The sequence below is a fragment of the Rhodococcus sp. RCBS9 genome, assembly GCF_029457415.1.
Classification (GTDB): Bacteria; Actinomycetota; Actinomycetes; order Mycobacteriales; family Mycobacteriaceae; genus Rhodococcus_F; species Rhodococcus_F qingshengii.
Window position 1 is genome coordinate 5,456,959 of the sequence record NZ_CP120422.1, and the last position, 19,105, is coordinate 5,476,063.

Below are 19,105 nucleotides of genomic sequence, written 5' to 3' on the forward strand. Positions count from 1 at the left end.
AAAAGCAGGTCAGTAACGATCAACGGTGGGCGGTGCCGGGATGGGGTAGCCCGAAGCGCCAACGGTGTTGTTGAAGGCTTCTTCCCATGCGCCGGTGGAGATCATCTTCTCGATGGCGTCGTTGATCTTGCCGCGACCCTCGGAATCGTCCTTGGCCAGGCCGACGCCGTACTTTTCGGTCGTGAACGGTTCTCCGACTACCTTCAGCTCGCCCGGGTACTGGGCAGCGTAGCCGGCGAGGATGATGTCGTCGGTGGTGACAGCGTCGACAGCGCCGTTACGCAGAGCCTCGACACAAGCGGAGTACGTGTCGAGCGGCTGGAGCTGGACATCCTTGGCGTAGTTGTCCTGGATGTTCTGCGCCGGAGTCGAACCCGACACCGAGCAGAGCTTCTTGCCGCCGGTCAGGGAATCGGGGCCGGTGATGTCGGTGTTGTCGGAGCGAACGAGCAGCGACTGGCCTGCGATGAAGTACGGGCCGCCGAAGCTGACCTTTTCCTTGCGCGTGTCGGTGATCGAGTATGTCGCGACGATGTAGTCGACCTCGCCGTTCTGGATCAGGGTCTCGCGCTGGGCTGACGGAGATTCCTTGAAGGTGATGCCTTCGGGCTTTACGCCCAGTTCGTTTGCGATGTAACGGGCTACCTCGACGTCGAAGCCGGAGAAGGTGCCGTCAGGGTTGCGCTGACCGAGGCCGGGCTGATCGAACTTGATGCCGACGGTGAGAGTGCCGTCGGAAGCGCTCTCGGTGATCGACTTGTTCTCCTCGCCGCCGCCACAGGCCGTGGCAGCGAACGCGATGGCCATGATTCCGATTCCGAAACGGACGGAACGATTGATCTTCATGAAGATCCTCTCAGTTGTCGACACACGAACAGTGCAGTCGAGATGAACGGTGCAGCCGAGGTGAACGGTGCAGTCGAGCAAGTTGTCTTGTGGACGAGGACAGGACTGTCGGAGGGGAGACTGTAATCAGTGCGTGAGGATCTTGCCGAGGAAGTCCTTGGCCCGATCCGACTTGGGATGGGTGAAGAACTCTTCGGGCGTGGTGTCTTCGACGACCTGGCCGTCAGCCATGAACAGCACACGATCGCCGGCTTTGCGGGCGAATCCCATCTCGTGCGTGACCACGAGCATGGTCATGCCTTCCTTCGCGAGGGAGGTCATGACGTCGAGGACTTCGTTGACCATCTCGGGGTCGAGAGCGGAGGTGGGCTCGTCGAACAACATCACCTTCGGCTGCATCGCGAGAGCGCGAGCAATGGCGACACGCTGTTGCTGACCGCCGGAAAGCTGCGCCGGGTACTTGTCGGCCTGATTGGCGATACCGACGCGCTCGAGCAATGCCTGCGCGGTCTTCTTGGCTTCGTCCTTTTTTGCCTTGCGGACCTTCATCGGTGCGAGCATGACGTTCTCGAGGATCGTCTTGTGTGCGAACAGGTTGAAGGACTGAAAGACCATCCCGACGTCGGCACGAAGTGCGGCAAGTGCTTTGCCCTCCTCGGGGAGCGTCTTGCCGTCGACGGCGATGGTGCCCGAGTCGATGGGTTCGAGGCGATTGATGGTGCGGCACAGAGTCGACTTACCGGAGCCCGACGGACCAAGGACGATCACCACTTGGCCCTTGGGTACTTCGAGATTGACCTCTTGCAGGACGTGAAGTTCCCCGAAGTGTTTGTTCACCGAGGTCATCGAAATCATGGATGTGGAATCGCCGGAGGTGGTCGGCGTCGTCGCATCGTCGGCTTGGGTCATAAACGAGAACCTTAGGCGTAGTTTGCGTCGACGCCCGTGATTTCGCCATGGTTCTTGCCATATGTAATGGAAATTTTACTGTGACGACGTTTATGTCGCGTTTCGGCTGTTTATCAGGGCGTTATTACACGTCGTAGTGGACGTGAGCTAGGCTGAAGCGTGTCACTGATAGACGAAATGTCCCCTGTACTTCCGGAGCCGACTGCAGTTCCGGAGCCGACTGCGAAGTCTGTTCGCACCTACGAGGTGCGGACGTACGGCTGTCAGATGAACGTCCACGATTCCGAGCGACTGTCCGGTCTGCTCGAGGACGCCGGGTATTCGAAGGCGGAGACCGGAACCGATCCTGATCTTGTCGTCTTCAACACGTGTGCGGTCCGCGAGAACGCGGACAACAAGTTGTACGGCAACCTCAGCCAGCTCGCCCCGAACAAGGAGGCGAACCCCGACATGCAGATCGCGGTCGGCGGGTGCCTGGCGCAGAAGGATCGTGACACCGTCGTCAAGAAGGCGCCGTTCGTCGATGTCGTCTTCGGCACTCACAACATCGGCTCGCTTCCCGCGCTGCTCGATCGTGCGCGTCACAATCAGCGCGCCGAGGTCGAAATCCTCGACGCGCTCGAGGCGTTTCCCTCGACACTGCCAGCCAAACGCGAATCTGCTTATGCAGGTTGGGTTTCCATATCGGTGGGCTGCAACAACACGTGTACGTTCTGCATCGTTCCGGCCCTGCGTGGCAAGGAAGTGGATCGACGTCCCGGCGACATTCTGGCCGAGGTGCAGGCACTCGTCGACGAGGGTGTCTCGGAAGTAACCCTGCTCGGACAGAACGTCAATGCCTACGGCGTGTCGTTCGCCGATCCGGAACAACCGCGCGATCGCGGAGCCTTCGCCTCCCTCTTGAAGGCATGTGGACACATCGACGGCCTCGAACGGGTGAGGTTCACATCGCCGCACCCGGCAGAATTCACCGACGACGTCATCGAAGCGATGGCAACCACTCCCAACGTCTGCCCGCAGCTGCACATGCCGTTGCAGTCCGGTTCGGACAAGGTTCTCAAAGCGATGAAGCGCTCGTACCGCAAGTCGAAGTACCTCGGGATCATCGAGAAGGTGCGCGCCGCAATGCCGCACGCCGCCATCACCACGGACATCATCGTCGGGTTCCCGGGGGAGACGGAGGAGGATTTCGAGGAGACGCTGGACGTCGTGCGTAAGGCGCGATTCTCCAACGCCTACACCTTCCAGTACTCCAAGCGCCCGGGCACGCCGGCGGCGGAGATGGCCGATCAACTCCCCAAAGAGGTTGTCCAGGAACGCTACATGCGATTGCTCGCCGTTCAGGAAGAAGTGAACATCGAGGAAAATCGCAAGCTCGTCGGCACCGAGGTCGAACTCTTGGTGGCAGCGGGGGAGGGGCGGAAGAACGCGGCGACTCACCGTCTCAGTGGTCGCGCGCGAGACGGCCGCCTGGTGCATTTCCGCCCCGAGGGAAACCTCGACGGCACAATCCGACCCGGTGACGTGGTGACGGTCGTCGTCACCCACGGAGCCCCTCATCACCTCGTGGCAGATGACGGAGTGCTCACGCACCGTCGGACCCGCGCCGGTGATTCGTTCGAAAAGGGCATCACACCCAAGACCCCGCCCATCGGCGTAGGTCTCGGACTACCGAAGATCGGTGCCCCGGCCCCACAACCCGTTCAGATGGGATGCAACGCATGACCTCGCAACACGAGAACACGACACCACAGCCGGGCGACGACGCCTTCGAGGGCTACCGCAAGGATCTCGACGACGCGGAACGCAAGGTCGCGGGAGAAATCGACCCGGGTGTGCGCGCCATGGTTGTCGCGGTTGCGGTGCTCGTGCTGGTCGGCACCCTTGCCCTGCCCCATGCGGGAGTTGCGAACGGCTGGGATGTGCTCGCGTACAACCAGGACGCGGAAACCGAACGGATTGCACTGTTCTCACGCTTGTTCGTGTGGTTCGTCGTCATCTTCGGCATCGGATTCTCGATGCTCGCGCTGGTCACGCGGCGTTGGAGTCTGGCCTGGGTCGCACTCGCCGGCAGTGCCGTGGCGAGCGCTCTCGGCATGATGGCCGTCTGGTCGCGTCAGACCATTCCCGCCGGTTTCAATGTGGCAGGACCGTCGATCGGGCTGATCATCGGATGGTTTGCCGTCGTGTTCTTGACGTTCCATTGGCTCAAGGTGGTCTGGACACGAACCAACATTCAGCTCGCTGCCGAGGAGCAACGCCGGATCGCTGCGGCCGAAGCCGAGAAGCATCAGGAATGGAACGTCGGCTGACACAGCAGGCCGTCCGTCCAAAGCACAAGACAACGCCGGCTGACTCCTTTCGGAGTCAGCCGGCGTTTTTGTTGTCTTTACAGCTCGTCGTCGATTACTCGTTGACGGCGCTTTCGGCAGCTTCGGCCCACTCACGCCACTGCTTGGCCTGAGCGAGAGCCTTCTCGGCGTCCTTCGTCTTGCCGGCAGCCTGAGCCTTGGCGGCCTGCTCCTCGAACTGGCTCACCCGCTCCTTGAACTGCGCGACCCGGGCAAGTGCTTCCGGATCGGTGCGACGCCACTCGGCGTCGACCGCGTCGCGCACCTTGGTTTCGATGGCCCGGAGCTTCGCTTCGAGTTCCTGCATTCGGTCGCGCGGCACCTTGCCGATCGCGTCCCACTTCTCCTGCAGGTCGCGAAGCGCTGCGCGGGCGTTCTCGAGTCCGTGCGCCGGATCGATGTTCGCATTGGCAGCGAGCAGCTCCTCTTTTGCAACCGCGTTCTGCTCGAATTCGGCATCGCGCTCGGATGCAGCAGCGTTGCGCGCGGCGAAGAACACGTCCTGAGCGCCCTTGAAGCGCTTCCACAGGTTGTCGTCGGCCTCGCGCGGTGCGCGGCCGGCAGCCTTCCACTCGCTGAGCAGATCGCGGAATTCCCCGGCGGTCTGTCCCCATTCAGTGGAGGTCGACAGCTTCTCGGCGCGCTCGACCAGTTCTTCCTTCGTCGAACGGGCGCTCGCACGATCCCGGTCGAGTTCGGCGAAGTGCGCTCCACGTCGTCGGTTGAAGGACTCGCGAGCCTTGGAGTACCGCTTCCACAGCGCGTCGTCGACCTTGCGGTCGATTCCGCGAATCGTCTTCCACTCGTCGAGAATCTCGCGCAGTCGATCACCCGCGGTCTTCCACTGGGTCGACTCCGAGCCGATCTGCTCGGCCTCGACTGCGAGGGCCTCCTTGCGGGCGGTGCTTGCCGCGCGCGACTGTTCCTTCTCTTCCTTCGCGTGCGCTGCGGCCTCGTCGGAACCGGCAACGATCACGTCGAGTCGGCGAGCCAAAGCGTCGAGGTCACCGATCACTGCAGCGGTCGAGAGGGATTCGGACAGAGCGATGGCGGCAGCCTTGGTCTTCTTGGCGTCTCCGGCGCCCGACGTCAGTCGCGCCTCGAGTAGCGAGACCTCGGTCGCGAGGTCGTCGTAGCGACGACCGAAATGGGCGAGGCCCTCGGTGGCGTCGCCGGCCTGCCACGAACCGATCTGACGTTCACCGTCAGCGGTCTTCACCCAGGCGGTTCCGTCTTCCTCGACGCGTCCGAACTTGCTCGGGTCGCTGGCCGGTGCGGCGGTGACGGCATGCGAGGCTGCTGGTCCGGGGCGAGGTGCTCCGGGGCGGGGCGCACCGGGGCGTGGTCCACCAGGTTTGGGAGCGCCGGGTTTGGGTGCTGCCGGGCTCGGGCTGGCCGAACTGCTGTCGGCGCCGGTGGTGGGTTCACTGTTCTCGGTCATCGGTCCTCGTCTCTGCCGCGCGTCACGGCTGCCTGATCGCATTCCTGGTTCCATTGAACCCGGTACTCACGTTCTCCGACTATTGAATCAGGTAAGAGGGTGTGAGGTCGCCACCTCGGGGTCGACTAGCGTGGCAACTGTGTTGACTTCCGCTGTTCTCGTCCCCTCGGCGCCGTTACTCGTGCCGGAATTGTCCGGTGATTCGGCCGAGTCCGCTCAGGTGCGTGCTGCAGCGACAACCGCCGTGCGCCGGCTCGCTCACGAGGCCGTGCACTGGGTGGGCGTCGGCGTCGGCCCCGAGAATGCAGAACCCGAGAAAGCAGCAGGCGAACTCTGGCGATCGGGCGTCGGACGTGGGCAGATCGGTACGTTCGCTGGATTCGGCGCCGATGTCCGGACGTCACTGGACGCGGATGCGGCAGGCGAACCGATGCCATCTCTCGAACTGTGCGCCCTTGTTGCCGGCTGGCTGCGTGGCCGAACAGACGTGGAGATAACCGTCGACATGCACGTCGTCAGTGCAAAGGCGTCGGCGAATGAATGTCGTGAGTTCGGGCAGCAGCTGCGCAAGCAACTCGACAGCGACAACCGACCGCAAGGGCTTCTGATCGTTGCTGACGGTGCGTCCACGCTGACGGCAAAGGCGCCAGGAAGCTTCGACGAGCGCGCCGCGGGTGTGCAGTCGGCCATCGACGACGCCCTGACGGCCGGTGACCCGGAGGCGCTTCTTGCTCTCGATCCCCAGCTCTGCCGGAGTGTCGGAGCCCAGGGGCGCGCGGCGTGGCAGGTCCTGGCCGGTGCCTTTACGGGCTCGTCTCGGTCGGCCCATCCTCGCGCGACGGTCGACTACAGCGATGCGCCGTTCGGCGTCGGTTACCACGTCGGGACGTGGCGGCCGTGAACGTCCCTGAAGAACTTCGCCCGATCGCAGTTGTCGGTCCGACAGCGTCGGGAAAGTCCGATCTCGCGTTGGCACTGGCCGAGGAATTCGGCGGTGAAATCATCAACATCGACGCGATGCAGCTCTATCGCGGCATGGATATCGGGACCGCCAAACTGACACCGGCCGAGCGCCGTGGGATTCCGCATCACCTGCTCGACGTTCTCGATGTGAAGGAGACCGCCACCGTCGCGCGTTATCAAAGCGACGCGATCGCGATCGCCGAGGATCTGATCGCGGCGGGCAAGGTTCCGGTGATCGTCGGCGGATCCATGATGTACGTCCAGTCTTTGCTCGACGAATGGTCCTTTCCGGCAACCGATCCCGAGGTTCGTGCGAAGTGGGAGGCGGTGCTGGCCGACGGTGGGGTCGGTGCGGTGCATACGGCGCTGGTGGCTGCTGATCCGGTAGCAGCGGCGTCGATACTGCCGACGGACGGCCGGCGGATGGTTCGGGCGCTCGAGGTCGTCGAGCTGACAGGTCTGCCGTTCGCGGCCTCGGCTCCGCAGATCGGTGACCCTCGATGGGGAACCCGCATTCTCGGCGTGGATCGGGATACGGAAGAACTCGACGCCCGGATTCGGTTGCGAACCGAGCTGATGTTTTCAGGCGGACTTGTCGACGAAGTTGCAGTGCTCGTCGAGCAAGGATTGCGTGAGGGCGTCACAGCGCCGCGAGCCATCGGCTACGCACAGGTGCTCGCACATTTCGACGGTGAATACGATCTGGCCGAAGCACTCGAACGGACGTTCATCGGGACACGGCGCTATGTTCGCCGACAACGATCATGGTTCCGTCGTGACGCACGCGTGCACTGGCTCGACGGTGCCGATCCGGAGCTGCCCAACTCCGCCTTCGCGGCGCTCGCAGATCGCGGTCTGTAACACGATCGAGCGGATCAGCTATCTTACAGTTAGCTATTTCGCGATCGATCGGTTTCGCGAGCGATGAACTGGAGGTCAACGAGCATGGCGCAGACCGCGGCGCACGCGCATCCGAAACGTCGACGCGCGGGTCGGCTACCGCTGGTTCTTCTGCTCGTCACATTTCTCACGGTCGGCGGGGTACTGATCTACTTTGCGGTGAGTGCGGCCGGGAAGCCCATCAGCGCACCTGTTCCCGAAGCGCCCTTCGACGTGGGAGCCCCAACCGATCCAGGGGCGACGTGGGCGCCTGCGCCAACGGATCTGCCGCCGAACACGCTCGCGATTCCCGATCTGGATGTGCGAGCCGACATCGTGACCAGTGGGTTCGGCGCCAACCGCGGAATGATCCTTCCGCATCCTGACAAGGTTTCGCATTTCACCAACGGCGTGCAGTTCGGATCTTCGGAGGGTACCAATCTTGTTGCCGGCCACGTCGACGACGGTGACCGCACGCACGGCGCCTTGTGGGCGCTGCACCAGATGAAGCCCGGAACACCGATCTATGTCAGTGACGACACCGGAACGATGTTCACCTATCACGCAGCGAGCCTGAAGTTGTACGAAAAGGTGGCTTTGCCTGCGGAGTTCTTCTCCGAATCCGGTGCGCCCAGGCTTGTCCTGGTGACCTGCGGCGGCGCAACGGTGCCCGACCCCTCGTTGCCGTCCGGCTTCACGTACGAACAGAACGTCGTGGTCACCGCGTCACCTGCGTAAGTCGCTCGGTAGGTCCGGATAGGATGGCGACCATGGATTTCAGTAAGGGCCACGGCACGCAGAACGACTTCGTTGTTCTCCCTGACCTCGACGTTCGGATCGATCTCGAGCCGGCGCGAGTTTCAGCGTTGTGTGATCGTCAGCGTGGCCTCGGCGCCGACGGCATCCTTCGTGTCGCCCGGGCAGGCGCACTTGGGGACGCGGGCGTGCTCGGTGCGCTGCCCGACGGCGTCGCTGCCGAAGACTGGTTCATGGACTACCGCAACAGCGACGGCTCCATCGCCGAGATGTGCGGAAACGGCGTTCGCGTATTCGCCCACTATCTCAAGGCCTCGGGCTTGGAGAGCAAGGACGAGTTCGTGGTCGGCAGCCGCGCCGGAGCACGTCCGGTCGTGGTGCACGGCTACGACGCCACACATGGTGACGTGACCGTGGCGATGGGCCCGATCAAGGACCTCGGCACCAGCTCGGCAACAATCGACGGCCGCGTCTTCGCCGGCGTCGGCATCGACGTCGGTAATCCGCATTTGGCGTGTGTCGACGAGCACGTGACGCCAGAAGTGTTGAGTTCGCTCGATTTGAGTGTTTCGCCGGGCTTCGATCCCGGGTTCTTCCCGCACGGCGTCAACATCGAGATTGTGACTCCGATCCACGACGGTGGGGTTCACATGCGCGTCCACGAGCGCGGTGTGGGCGAGACTCGTTCCTGCGGAACCGGAACGGTCGCAGCTGCGGCCGCGGCGCTGAGGTACGACGGCCGCGATGAAGGCTCGGTACTGGTGCGCGTGCTCGGCGGCGAGGTACAGGTCACCGTCGAAGGCGGCAAAGGGTCGTTGCGGGGGCCCTCGGTTCTGGTGGCGAGCGGAACGATCAGCGACGCGTGGTGGCAATCGCTTGTGTGATATCGCCCGCGGGAAATACGCCTGCAGGAAATACGGATGCACCGTGGCCAGGTTTCGTGGGACCATGGATCTTGTATGACGAACACACATGAAAACGAAGAGTCCACCGCTCACGAGCAGTCCGAGTACGCGCAAGCCGAATACACGGCAGCGTCCGCATCGGGCAACCCGTCGACCGGTGAGATGCAACTCGCAGATCGCGGCGCCCTGCGCCGCGTGGCCGGTCTGTCGACCGAGCTCGAGGACGTCACCGAAGTCGAGTACCGCCAGCTTCGACTCGAAAGAGTTGTCCTGGTCGGCGTCTGGACGCAGGGAACTGCCGAGCAGGCCGAGGCGAGCATGACCGAGTTGGCCGCACTTGCCGAGACGGCCGGCTCCGAGGTCCTCGAAGGACTGGTTCAGCGTCGCGACAAACCCGACGCTGCCACCTACATCGGTTCCGGCAAGGCGCAGGAACTGCGCGAAGTAGTCCTGGCGACCGGCGCCGACACCGTCGTCTGCGACGGTGAGCTGACGCCGGCGCAGCTCACGGCGCTGGAGAAGATCGTCAAGGTCAAGGTCATCGACCGGACAGCTCTGATTCTCGACATCTTTGCTCAGCACGCCACGTCTCGTGAGGGTAAAGCCCAGGTGGCTTTTGCTCAGATGGAGTACATGCTCCCGCGTCTGCGTGGTTGGGGCGAGTCGATGTCGCGCCAGGCCGGTGGCCGTGCCGGCAGTAACGGCGGTGTGGGCCTGCGTGGTCCCGGTGAAACGAAAATCGAGACGGACCGTCGCCGTATTCGTGAGCGCATGGCAAAACTACGCCGCGAGATCAAGGGCATGAAGGCCGCTCGCGACACCAAGCGCACACGTCGACTGCAGAGCGACATCCCGTCGATCGCCATCGTCGGATACACCAACGCGGGCAAGTCGAGTCTGCTCAATTCGCTCACCGGATCGGGTGTGCTCGTGGAGAACGCGTTGTTCGCCACCTTGGACCCGACCACTCGCCGCGCAGCACTCGACGACGGCCGCGAGTACGTACTCACCGACACGGTCGGCTTCGTGCGACACCTGCCGACTCAGTTGGTCGAGGCATTCCGCTCGACTCTCGAGGAAGTAACCGACGCGGATCTGCTGCTGCACGTCGTCGACGGTTCGGATCCGTTGCCGACAGAACAGATCAAGGCTGTGCGGGAAGTCGTCACCGATGTTCTGCGCGAGACGGATTCGAAGGCTCCGCCGGAGTTGATCGTGGTCAACAAGATCGACGCGGCAGATCCGGTTACGTTGACGCAACTACGTGGTCTGTTGCCTGGTGCCGTGTTCGTCTCGGCGCGGACGGGTGAGGGAATCGCCGAACTAAGAGCACATCTCAGCGAGGTGCTGGTTCGGCCGGAGGTCGAGGTCGACGTGCTGGTGCCGTACACGCGCGGTGACTTGATGGCTCGAATCCACTCGGACGGAACGATTTTGGAATCGACTCACGAAGAGGCGGGAACGCGGGTGCACGCACGCGTGCCACAGATGTTGGCCTCGGCATTGGTCGAGTACGCACCTAGTGCGTAGTTTCGGGGCCGTGGTCGCGGTGATTGCTGCGACTACGGCAACCGCACTGCTTCCCGGAGCGCTCGCACAGGCGTCGTCGTTCGAACCGAGCGAGTTTGCCCCACTCTGTACGCCTACCGATCCTGCGCTCCAGGAGTTGTCGGGGATGGTCGTCGTCGACGATCGGATCTACGCGATGGGCGACGGCGGCAGTGACGACTTCGTATTCGAAATGGACCTGAACTGTGTTGTCCAGAAACAGATTCCGGTCCCGATAGACCCTTACGACGTCGAAGATCTTGCGGTGAGTGGGCGAACGCTCGTTCTGTCGGACACCGGTGACAACCTCCGGACCCGCGAAACAGTGGCGTTCATCACGATGGACCTCGATTCCGGTGGCGGTACGTTGCACCGCCTCACGTACCCGGACGGTGCGCACGACACCGAGTCGATACTGCTCGACCCCGACGGCCACGTTTTTGTCGTGACCAAGGAATTGTTCGGCGAAAGCAGTGTCTACACACCGGTCGGGGATCAGAAACTGAGTGACTTGGCGCAGCCCGGCCCGACGCCGCTCAAGCGCGTCGGAGCCGTGTCCCTCGGACCGGAGAAGCCCGTGTCGGTGATGTTCACCGGGGGAGCGGTGTCGTCGGACGGTTCGGCGATCGCACTTCGGAGTTACTCCGACCTGTACGTGTACGAAGTCGTGGACGGCGGAATCGGCGCGACGCTCACCGGTACCGAACCGCTGCGGATCCCGCTCCCGAAGGAGCCTCAGGGTGAGGCGGTGGCATTCAACGATGCGGGCGATGTTCTGATCGGTTCTGAATCTGCCGGCGGAGCGTTGCCGCCGGTGTACGTGATGCGAGCGCTCGTGGACGCGACAGAAGCGACGGCTGACTCGTCTGACGGTTCGGTCGGTGTCGGGGTCGATCCGTGGACATTCGTGTGGGCCGGGTTGGTCGCGGCAGGATGTGCGATCGGGGGCGCGGCGTTCGTGAGATTTCGACGACGCCGCTGATTCCCAAATAATTCCACGAATTCGCAGACCGCCGGTAGATGTGGATACTGGAACGAATGCACGGGCATCAACTCCTGACGCGGCTCTCGCGTATGTCACTCGAGCACGGACACATCACCGCAGTGCTGCTCGTGGGTTCCGTCATCGTCGGCGTCGGCACGTTGCTTCTGCTTCGGTGGTTGCCGCGTCGGGCCGCGTTGGTTGCGCTAGTTCTGTCAGTGCTCGGATCAGCCACCGGTGCGACGTTCGTGTGGCTCAGCTTTCGGCCGCTGCCCGCGCAGCTACCGGCGTCGAATTTTGTCTGGATAGCGCTGGCGATGTTCGGAGTCATCGGCGCCGCACTCGTTCTCCTTCGGCGCCCAGGGCTTGCGCGTGGCCTTTCGGTGACGGCATTCGCCGGGCTGGCCGCGATCGTCGCAGTAGGTCAGGTCAACGCGCAGACCGGCACCTATCCCACACTCGGCTCACTGGTCGGGCACTGGCCGGTGGGCTCGGTCGAGAACGTTGCCTTCGATTCGCTCCCCGGGGCCGAACCTTGGGTACAACGGGGACTGCCCACCGAAACTCATTGGCAGGTTCCGGTGCGGATGCCGAGCAACGGTGTCGTGACGGAAGCGGCGATTCCAGGAAACGTTTCGGGATTCGACGCGAGGCCTGCGACGCTGTATCTCCCGCCGGCCTATCTTGCCGATCCGCGTGCCGAGTTGCCCGTACTGGTGTTGGTGGCGGGTGAGCCCGGCAGCCCCAGCGACTGGCTGGACAGTGGCCGGCTCGCGACCACCGTCGACGCCTATGCGTCGAGGCATTCCGGGCTTGCTCCCGTCGTGGTGGTGCCCGACGCGTTGGGGGACTACGACGCCAACCCCGGCTGCATGGATTCTGCGCTCGGCAACGTCGCGACGTATCTGGACCAGGACGTCCCGAACTGGATCGAATCGAACCTTCAAGTGAATCCGGACGCTGCGCAATGGGCTATCGGTGGGTTCTCCTACGGCGGGACATGCGCGATCGAGATGGCCGTGAACTTCCCGGACCGATACCCGTCGTTCCTGGACTTCTCCGGCCAGGACGAACCGTCGACCGGTGATCACGAGGACACCGTGGCGGCCATGTTCGACGGTGACGAAAGCGCGTTCGACGCGGTCAACGCCCGAGACCTGATGGCGCAGAATCGGTATCCGCAGTTGTCGGGTGTATTTGTCGCGGGTGAGGACGACGACATCTACCGCCCTCAGCAGGAGATCATGTTCGAGGCTGCACGCGCCGCCGACATGAACGTGGACTACTACACCCTTCCCGGCGGGCACTCGGGTGATGTGTGGGGCACTGCTCTGGAACTCGAAATGGACTGGCTGGGCCGGACACTCGCACTGACTCCGTGAGAGTGTCCGGCCCGCTGCACAGCACCGACTGACATCAGGTCAGGCGTCGAGATCAGCGGCTACCAGCTCGGCGACCTTGGCGAGTGCGTCGGCGTCGTCGGACTCGATGGTTACTTCGGTGTCCTTGGCGGCTCCGAGCGTCATGATCATCAGTGCCGACCCTGCATCCACCGGTTCGCCGTCGGCGACTGCGAGGGTGACCGTGGCGCCGGAGGCTCCGACTGCTTCGGCGATGAGAGCGGCGGGGCGGGCGTGGAGGCCGACTGCGGAACCGACGGCAACTGTCTTGCTGGGCATGGGATCTCCTCGTTGTAGAACTGTCGTTGCGGACGTTATGGGGTGTTCGGGCAGATCTGGTGACTCAGGTGGTGACTGCAGTGTTGCCTGCTGTCGATCATGCCGCAGCGGGCACGATTTCGGGGTCGAGTTCGGCATCGGACGGCCCCTTGCGGAAGAACTCCTTGGCTCCGACGACGGCGAGCGCAGCTACCACGGTTCCCGCGGCGAGCGAGACCAGGAACCAGCCGATTCCGCCGACTGCGAAGAAGACGAAGATGCCGCCGTGCGGGGCGCTGAGAGTGACGTCGAAAGCCATGATCAGCGCGCCGGTGACCGCGCCGCCCGCCATCATCGAGGGGATCACGCGAAGCGGGTCGGCAGCGGCGAACGGAATCGCGCCCTCGGAGATGAATGCCGAACCCAGCAACCAGGCAGCCTTTCCGTTCTCCCGTTCGGCTTCGCTGAAGAGCTTGGGACGCAGCACCGTCGAGGCAAGTGCCATGGCAAGCGGCGGAACCATACCGGCAGCCATGACAGCCGCCATGATGCGCAAAGTGGCCGGGTCGTTGACGTTGAGTCCGGCGACGGCGAAGGCGTAAGCCGCCTTGTTGACCGGTCCACCGAGGTCGAAGCACATCATCAGGCCGAGAATGATGCCGAGGAAGATGGCCGAGCTGCCGGACAGTCCGTTGAGCCAGTCGGTGAGACCGGAGGTGATCGCGGCGAGCGGACGCCCGAGGACGATGAACATCAGTGCTCCGACGACCAGCGTCGCGAACAGCGGAATGATCACCACCGGCATCAGGCCTCGCAGCCACTGCGGGACGGCGATCCGGCCGATGTAGAGCGCGACGACACCGGCGATGAGACCACCGACCAAGCCGCCGATGAAACCGGCACCGACGAACACGGCGACCGCGCCGGCTGTGAAGCCGGGAGCGATGCCAGGCCGGTCGGCGATGGCGAAGGCGATGTAGCCGGCCAAGGCGGGCACCAGGAAGCTGAATGCCAAGGAACCGATCTGGAACAGCACTGCGCCGAGATAGGTGGCCAGACCACCGTCGGGAAGGTTGGTGATCGAGTTGTTGAGAACGATGTCCTTGGCCGGACCGGAGATCTCGTATCCGCCGAGCAGGAAGCCGAGTGCGATCAGCAGACCGCCGGCCGCGACGAACGGGATCATGTAGCTGACACCGGTCAAGAGGACCTGACGGAGGTGGGTGCCGAACCCTACGGAACCGGCATCGGAATCCGCGGCCGCTGCGGCGGTGCCGTCAACGGTGGCGGCGGCGGGATTCTCGGAGGCGCGCAACGCTTCTGCGAGCATCTTGTCCGGCTCGTTGATTGCCCGCTTCACACCGGAAGCGACGACGGGCTTACCGGCGAATCGTTCGCGGCCCTTCACTCCGACGTCGGTGGCGAAGATGACCGCGGCGGCTCCCGCGATCACCGAAGGGTCAAGGGGGGTGCTTCCGCTCGAACCTTGCGTTTCGACGTGCACCTTGACGCCGGCGCGTTCACCCGCGGCGACGAGTGAGTCCGCCGCCATGTAGGTGTGAGCGATTCCGGTCGGGCAGGCGGTGACCGCGACGATGTGACGCTCCGCGGGCGCTGGTGCCGGGGTCTCCTCGGTAGCGTGTTTCCCGGTGGAAACAGGTGCCGGGGGTGTCGCTGCCGCAGCATTTGCTGCAGGATCCTTCGGTGCGGGATTGAGTACCTCGTCGACCAGTCTCACGATCTCGTCCGGCGTCGACGCTTCACGAAGTGACGTGACGAACGCGGGCCTGACGAGTGCTCGGGCCAAGGAGGAGAGCAGCTTCATGTGCTCGGCCCCGGCGCCTTCGGGTGCCGCGATCAGGAAGACCAGATCGGCGGGGCCGTCGGGTGCACCGAAGTCGACCTTCGGATCGAGTCGAGCAAACCCCAGGGACGCGGACGAGACAGCCTCGGCGCGGCAGTGGGGAATTGCGATTCCGCCGGGCAGTCCGGTCGCGGACTGCGCTTCGCGAGCGAGTGCGGCATCGACCAGTCCCGCGGCGTCGCTCGCCCGTCCCGCTGCAGTCAATCGCGCTGCGAGAGAACGAATGACATCTTCCTTGGTCGAACCCAGGTCGGTGTCGAGTGAGATCAGTTCGGGACTGATGATCTCCGGGCCGGAACTGCCGGCTGCGGTGGTATCGGACATGTCAGGTTCCTTAGGGCGTCAGGCGAGTTCGGTGGGGACGGGGATGGGAGAGGCGGCATCTGCTGCAGATACCGAAACCGCTGCCAGATCGATCTGTTCGGGTGTGGGAAGGGTTGTGCCGGGAAGGGAGGCAGCGGCGCTTCCGTAGGCGACCGCGTGACGTAGCCGCTCGGATTCCGAGCCGCCGCCCGCTTCGGCGAGGATGTAGCCGGCCAGCGACGAATCGCCTGCGCCGACGGTACTGACTGCGACAATCGGGGGAGCGGTGGCGATCCACGCGCCGTCGGACGTGACGAGGACGGCACCGGCTGCGCCGAGTGTGGCGAGCACACTGCCGACGCCGCGATCGACCAATCGCTGTGCCGCCGTGATCGCAGGCCCGGGATCACCGTTCTCGGCAGCACGTTCGAGGACGTGGCCGTCGACGCCGGTCAGTTGCGCGAGTTCCTCGCCGTTGGGTTTGAGCAGGTCGGGTGCCGAGCCGGGGAAGCCTTCGGCGAGTGCCGTCAGCGGGGCGTCCGAGGTGTCGACCGCCACCTTGCACGGGTGATCGCGCAGCGCCGCGACAAGTTCGCCGTACCACCCCAGCGGAACGCCGGGAGGCAGTGAGCCGGACAGCGCGAACCACAGTGCGGTATCGGCGCGGACGATCAACTCCTGTGCCAGGGCGTCGAGCGTCGAACCGGACAGCGTTGCGCCCGGTTCGTTGATCTTCGTCGTGGTCCCGTCCGGTTCCGCGATGGTGATGTTGGTGCGAGCCGGACCCGTTGTGGCGACGCCGATGTGGGGAATCCCACCGGTTGCGAGCGCCGAGAGCAGAGGGTCACCACCGTTTCCCGGCAGCACCGCGAGCACGTCGAGGTCGGCTGCGGCGATAACACGCGCCACGTTGACCCCCTTGCCGCCGGGGTCGCTGCGAGTGGAGTGGGCGCGTAGGACGGAGCCTCGTTCGAGCCGTTGCTCGAGTTGTACGGTCCGATCGATACTCGGGTTGGCTGTCAGTGTGACGATCATGCGATCACCACCTCGATTCCGTGGTCGTGGAACTCGGATGTGTCTGTGGGACTGATCTCTTCGTCGGTGATGAGGACGTCGATGCTGTCGAGTGGTGCGAAGCTGATCAAGTGCTCGCGGCCGACTTTGCTGGAATCGGCCACCACGACAACGTGATTGGCGGCCTTGACCATCGCTCGTTTGACGGCGGCCTCTTCGCTGTCCGGGGTGGAGAGTCCGTGCCCGACGCTGATCGCGTTGGTTCCGACGAAGGCGACGTCGACCCGCAACGTGCTCAGCAGGCGTAGAGCGTCCTCGCCGACCGCGGCTTGCGTCACCCCGCGTACTCGTCCGCCGAGCAGGATCAGGGAAATCGAGTTCATCGATGCCAGTCGTGCGCCGATCGGCACGGAATTGGTCACGGCCGTGAAGTCGTTCTCGGTCGGTAGTTCGGGGATCATGCGGCCCGTGGTCGTGCCCGCGTCGAAGATGACGCTGCCGCCGGTAGGAGGGAGATAGGTGACCGCGCAGCGGGCGATCCGGTCCTTCTGTTGCGCGCGGGTCTGATCGCGTTCCGCCATGCCCGGTTCGGTCACGTGGAGGGATCCGGTCGGAACGGCGCCGCCGTGTACACGCCTGATCTGTCCGATCCGCTCGAGGAAGGCCAGATCGCGACGCACGGTCTCGGTGGTCACACCGAAGGTCTCCGACAGCGCCGCCACGGACATGCGTCCGCGCTGCGACACCATGGTGCCGATCGCTTGTTGGCGTTCTTCCGCGTACACGTGCTCTCCGATTCCGAAATGTGATCCGACGGTGCGTTGTGGATCACAGTGAATGTTGCTTTATGTTGTTTTACGCCCGAGTGTGTTGACATGTCAAGACTTGGGAGTAATCTTCGTCACAACGAAGGTGAGGGCTTTACGCGCTCGAGGTGATCCGGTGTGACACCGGGCCCATCGCTCAAGGAGGACAGATGACCGAACAGCTCAACCGAATCACCGTGCACGGCACCCCCGTCGTGCCCGGAATTGCCTACGGCCCGGCTATCTGGCCGTCCAGCCGACCAGAACTCGTCACCGATGCGCCCGCACTCGGCGAGGCCGATCGAGAGGCCGCTGCAGACGCCTTCGTCGCAGCAGCGAAGGCTGTCGAGAACCGCCTTCTCGGACGGGCTGCCGAAGCCACAGGCGCGGCCGCCGAGGTCTTGCAGGCCAACGCGGCGATGGCAGCCGATCGCGGCTGGATCGGGGCGGCAAAGAAGTCGATCGCCGGCGGAGTGCCCCCGGTGCAGGCTGCGATCGCCGCGACGGAGCAGTTCGTGGTGCTGTTCACCAAGGTCGGCGGTGTGATGGCCGAGCGCGTCACCGATCTCGAGGACATCCGCGACCGCGTGATCGCCGAACTCTCCGGATTGCCCGAACCCGGAGTTCCGATGCCCGAGACGCCGTCGGTGCTGTGCGCGGACGATCTGGCTCCTGCGGACACCGCGGGCCTCGATGCAACCAAGATCATCGGTCTCGTGACCATCTTCGGCGGCCCGACCAGCCACACGGCAATCATCGCGAGGCAGTTGGGCATCCCGTGCATCGTGGCTGCGAAGGAATTGGAATCCATCGCGGCCGGAACACCGATTCTGATCGACGGAACCACCGGCGACGTGATCGCGGAGCCGGATCCCGAACAGGCGCGCGAACTGGTCGAACAATCCCGGATCGATCGCGAACGCGTCAGCACGTGGACCGGACCAGGCCGGACGTCGGACGGTCGGCCGGTAGACGTTCTCGCCAATGTTCAAGACGGCGCGGGCGCTCGCGCCGCGGCGTTGACCGCAGCGGGAGGCATCGGGCTCTTCCGGACCGAACTCTGCTTCCTCGGCCGTGAGACCGAACCGACCGTAGACGAGCAGGCGGCGATCTACGCCGAAGTTCTCGAGGCCTTCGCAGGAAAGAAGGTCATCATTCGCACGTTGGACGCGGGTTCGGACAAGCCGCTCAAATTCGCCAACCATCAAGAGGAAGCGAATCCGGCCCTCGGCGTTCGTGGGGTCCGAATCGCCTGGCAGGACATGGGAATTCTCGACCGCCAGCTCGACGCGATCGCGGCAGCCGCGGCGTCGACCAACTCGTCCCCGTGGGTCATGGCACCGATGATCGCCACCCCGGCCGAGGCGAAACGTTTTGCCGATGCGGTGCGGGCACGCGATCTTGTTCCCGGTGTGATGGTGGAGATCCCGGCGGCGGCGCTGTTGGCCGACCAGATTCTCGAACACGTCGAATTCCTCTCGATCGGTACCAACGACCTCGCTCAGTACACGATGGCCGCTGATCGGATGTCCTCCGAACTCGCCGACCTGACCGATCCGTGGCAGCCCGCGGTGCTCGCCCTTGTCGCACGTACGGCCCAGGCAGGTCAGGCGGCAGGCAAGCGCGTCGGCGTCTGCGGTGAGGCGGCCGCCGATCCACTGTTGGCGTGTGTTCTGGCCGGACTCGGAGTTTCCTCGCTGTCGTGCGCTGCGGCGTCGGTCGCGGGTGTGGGAGCGAAGGTCGGGTCAGTCACCATGGCGCAATGTGAGGCGGCTGCGGCGGCGGTGCTGGCAACCGGTGATCCGGTGGCAGCGCGCAAAGCGGCGGCCGACGCAATCAGCTGAACTGGTTTCGTTGGTCTCGGTCGGAGACCGAGCGCC

General features: G+C 64.2%; 17 protein-coding genes. 10 read left to right on the top strand and 7 right to left on the bottom strand.

The features are described 5' to 3' along the window. Nucleotides 1-9: 9 nt before the first annotated feature. On the bottom strand, nucleotides 10-846 hold the full coding sequence (locus P0M12_RS25670; RefSeq protein ID WP_020907523.1) for a glutamate ABC transporter substrate-binding protein: 837 nt from the start codon (nucleotides 844-846) through the stop codon (nucleotides 10-12). A gap of 126 nt (nucleotides 847-972) precedes the next feature. Beyond that, nucleotides 973-1,701 (bottom strand): glutamate ABC transporter ATP-binding protein GluA, encoded by a 729-nt coding sequence (gene gluA / locus P0M12_RS25675; RefSeq protein WP_007735175.1) that lies wholly within the window; start codon nucleotides 1,699-1,701, stop codon nucleotides 973-975. Between the two features lie 231 nt (nucleotides 1,702-1,932). Here gluA and miaB point away from each other — a divergent pair, with 231 nt between their 5' ends. Together miaB and P0M12_RS25685 are read left to right on the top strand one after the other, a co-directional pair. Next, the gene (gene miaB / locus P0M12_RS25680) at nucleotides 1,933-3,480 is read left to right on the top strand and encodes a tRNA (N6-isopentenyl adenosine(37)-C2)-methylthiotransferase MiaB (protein WP_277377040.1); all 1,548 of its coding nucleotides are present in this window, start codon (nucleotides 1,933-1,935) and stop codon (nucleotides 3,478-3,480) included. Further along, a complete protein-coding gene (locus P0M12_RS25685) occupies nucleotides 3,477-4,067 on the top strand; it encodes a hypothetical protein (RefSeq protein ID WP_003942155.1) in 591 nt (196 codons plus the stop codon). The genes miaB and P0M12_RS25685 overlap by 4 nt, the downstream gene beginning before the upstream one ends. A 94-nt stretch (nucleotides 4,068-4,161) precedes the next feature. On the opposite strand, the gene P0M12_RS25690 is transcribed toward P0M12_RS25685, so the two are convergent. Next, on the bottom strand, nucleotides 4,162-5,547 hold the full coding sequence (locus tag P0M12_RS25690) for a DUF349 domain-containing protein (protein WP_003942193.1): 1,386 nt from the start codon (nucleotides 5,545-5,547) through the stop codon (nucleotides 4,162-4,164). A 139-nt stretch (nucleotides 5,548-5,686) separates the two neighbouring features. On the opposite strand from P0M12_RS25690, the gene P0M12_RS25695 reads away from it, so the two are divergent. The 7 genes from P0M12_RS25695 (at nucleotide 5,687) to P0M12_RS25725 (ending at nucleotide 12,962) form a co-directional block, all read left to right on the top strand. Further along, entirely contained in the window at nucleotides 5,687-6,448 is a 762-nt protein-coding gene (locus P0M12_RS25695) for a class III extradiol dioxygenase subunit B-like domain-containing protein (RefSeq protein ID WP_277377041.1), read from the top strand. Continuing rightward, nucleotides 6,436-7,371, top strand: a complete 936-nt coding sequence (gene miaA / locus P0M12_RS25700; RefSeq protein WP_277377042.1) for a tRNA (adenosine(37)-N6)-dimethylallyltransferase MiaA — start codon at nucleotides 6,436-6,438, stop codon at nucleotides 7,369-7,371. The genes P0M12_RS25695 and miaA overlap by 13 nt, the downstream gene beginning before the upstream one ends. A gap of 84 nt (nucleotides 7,372-7,455) precedes the next feature. Continuing rightward, a complete protein-coding gene (locus P0M12_RS25705) occupies nucleotides 7,456-8,127 on the top strand; it encodes a class F sortase (RefSeq protein WP_003942243.1) in 672 nt (223 codons plus the stop codon). Nucleotides 8,128-8,159: 32 nt separating this feature from the next. Beyond that, nucleotides 8,160-9,029, top strand: a complete 870-nt coding sequence (gene dapF, locus P0M12_RS25710; RefSeq protein WP_277377044.1) for a diaminopimelate epimerase — start codon at nucleotides 8,160-8,162, stop codon at nucleotides 9,027-9,029. Between the two features lie 75 nt (nucleotides 9,030-9,104). After that, the gene (gene hflX, locus P0M12_RS25715) at nucleotides 9,105-10,580 is read left to right on the top strand and encodes a GTPase HflX (RefSeq protein WP_003942213.1); all 1,476 of its coding nucleotides are present in this window, start codon (nucleotides 9,105-9,107) and stop codon (nucleotides 10,578-10,580) included. A gap of 10 nt (nucleotides 10,581-10,590) precedes the next feature. Then, the gene (locus P0M12_RS25720; protein ID WP_256082993.1) at nucleotides 10,591-11,580 is read left to right on the top strand and encodes a hypothetical protein; all 990 of its coding nucleotides are present in this window, start codon (nucleotides 10,591-10,593) and stop codon (nucleotides 11,578-11,580) included. A 56-nt stretch (nucleotides 11,581-11,636) separates the two neighbouring features. After that, on the top strand, nucleotides 11,637-12,962 hold the full coding sequence (locus P0M12_RS25725; protein ID WP_234551384.1) for an alpha/beta hydrolase-fold protein: 1,326 nt from the start codon (nucleotides 11,637-11,639) through the stop codon (nucleotides 12,960-12,962). A gap of 39 nt (nucleotides 12,963-13,001) precedes the next feature. Here P0M12_RS25725 and P0M12_RS25730 read toward each other — a convergent pair whose 3' ends face one another. The 4 genes from P0M12_RS25730 to P0M12_RS25745 all read right to left on the bottom strand — a co-directional run bounded on the left by P0M12_RS25730 (nucleotide 13,002) and on the right by P0M12_RS25745 (nucleotide 17,204). After that, entirely contained in the window at nucleotides 13,002-13,259 is a 258-nt protein-coding gene (locus P0M12_RS25730) for an HPr family phosphocarrier protein (protein ID WP_003942144.1), read from the bottom strand. Nucleotides 13,260-13,356: 97 nt separating this feature from the next. Next, nucleotides 13,357-15,426, bottom strand: coding sequence for a fructose-specific PTS transporter subunit EIIC (locus P0M12_RS25735; RefSeq protein ID WP_064075597.1), 2,070 nt, complete (start codon nucleotides 15,424-15,426; stop codon nucleotides 13,357-13,359). An 18-nt stretch (nucleotides 15,427-15,444) separates the two neighbouring features. Further along, a complete protein-coding gene (locus P0M12_RS25740; protein ID WP_277377045.1) occupies nucleotides 15,445-16,440 on the bottom strand; it encodes a 1-phosphofructokinase family hexose kinase in 996 nt (331 codons plus the stop codon). Continuing rightward, complete coding sequence (locus P0M12_RS25745; protein ID WP_003942134.1) at nucleotides 16,437-17,204, bottom strand: DeoR/GlpR family DNA-binding transcription regulator; 768 nt, start codon at nucleotides 17,202-17,204, stop codon at nucleotides 16,437-16,439. Before P0M12_RS25745 ends, P0M12_RS25740 begins: the two co-directional genes overlap by 4 nt. Nucleotides 17,205-17,395: 191 nt before the next feature. Between P0M12_RS25745 and P0M12_RS25750 the strand changes: the two genes are divergently transcribed. Further along, nucleotides 17,396-19,069 (top strand): putative PEP-binding protein, encoded by a 1,674-nt coding sequence (locus P0M12_RS25750; protein WP_277377046.1) that lies wholly within the window; start codon nucleotides 17,396-17,398, stop codon nucleotides 19,067-19,069. Nucleotides 19,070-19,105: the final 36 nt, after the last annotated feature.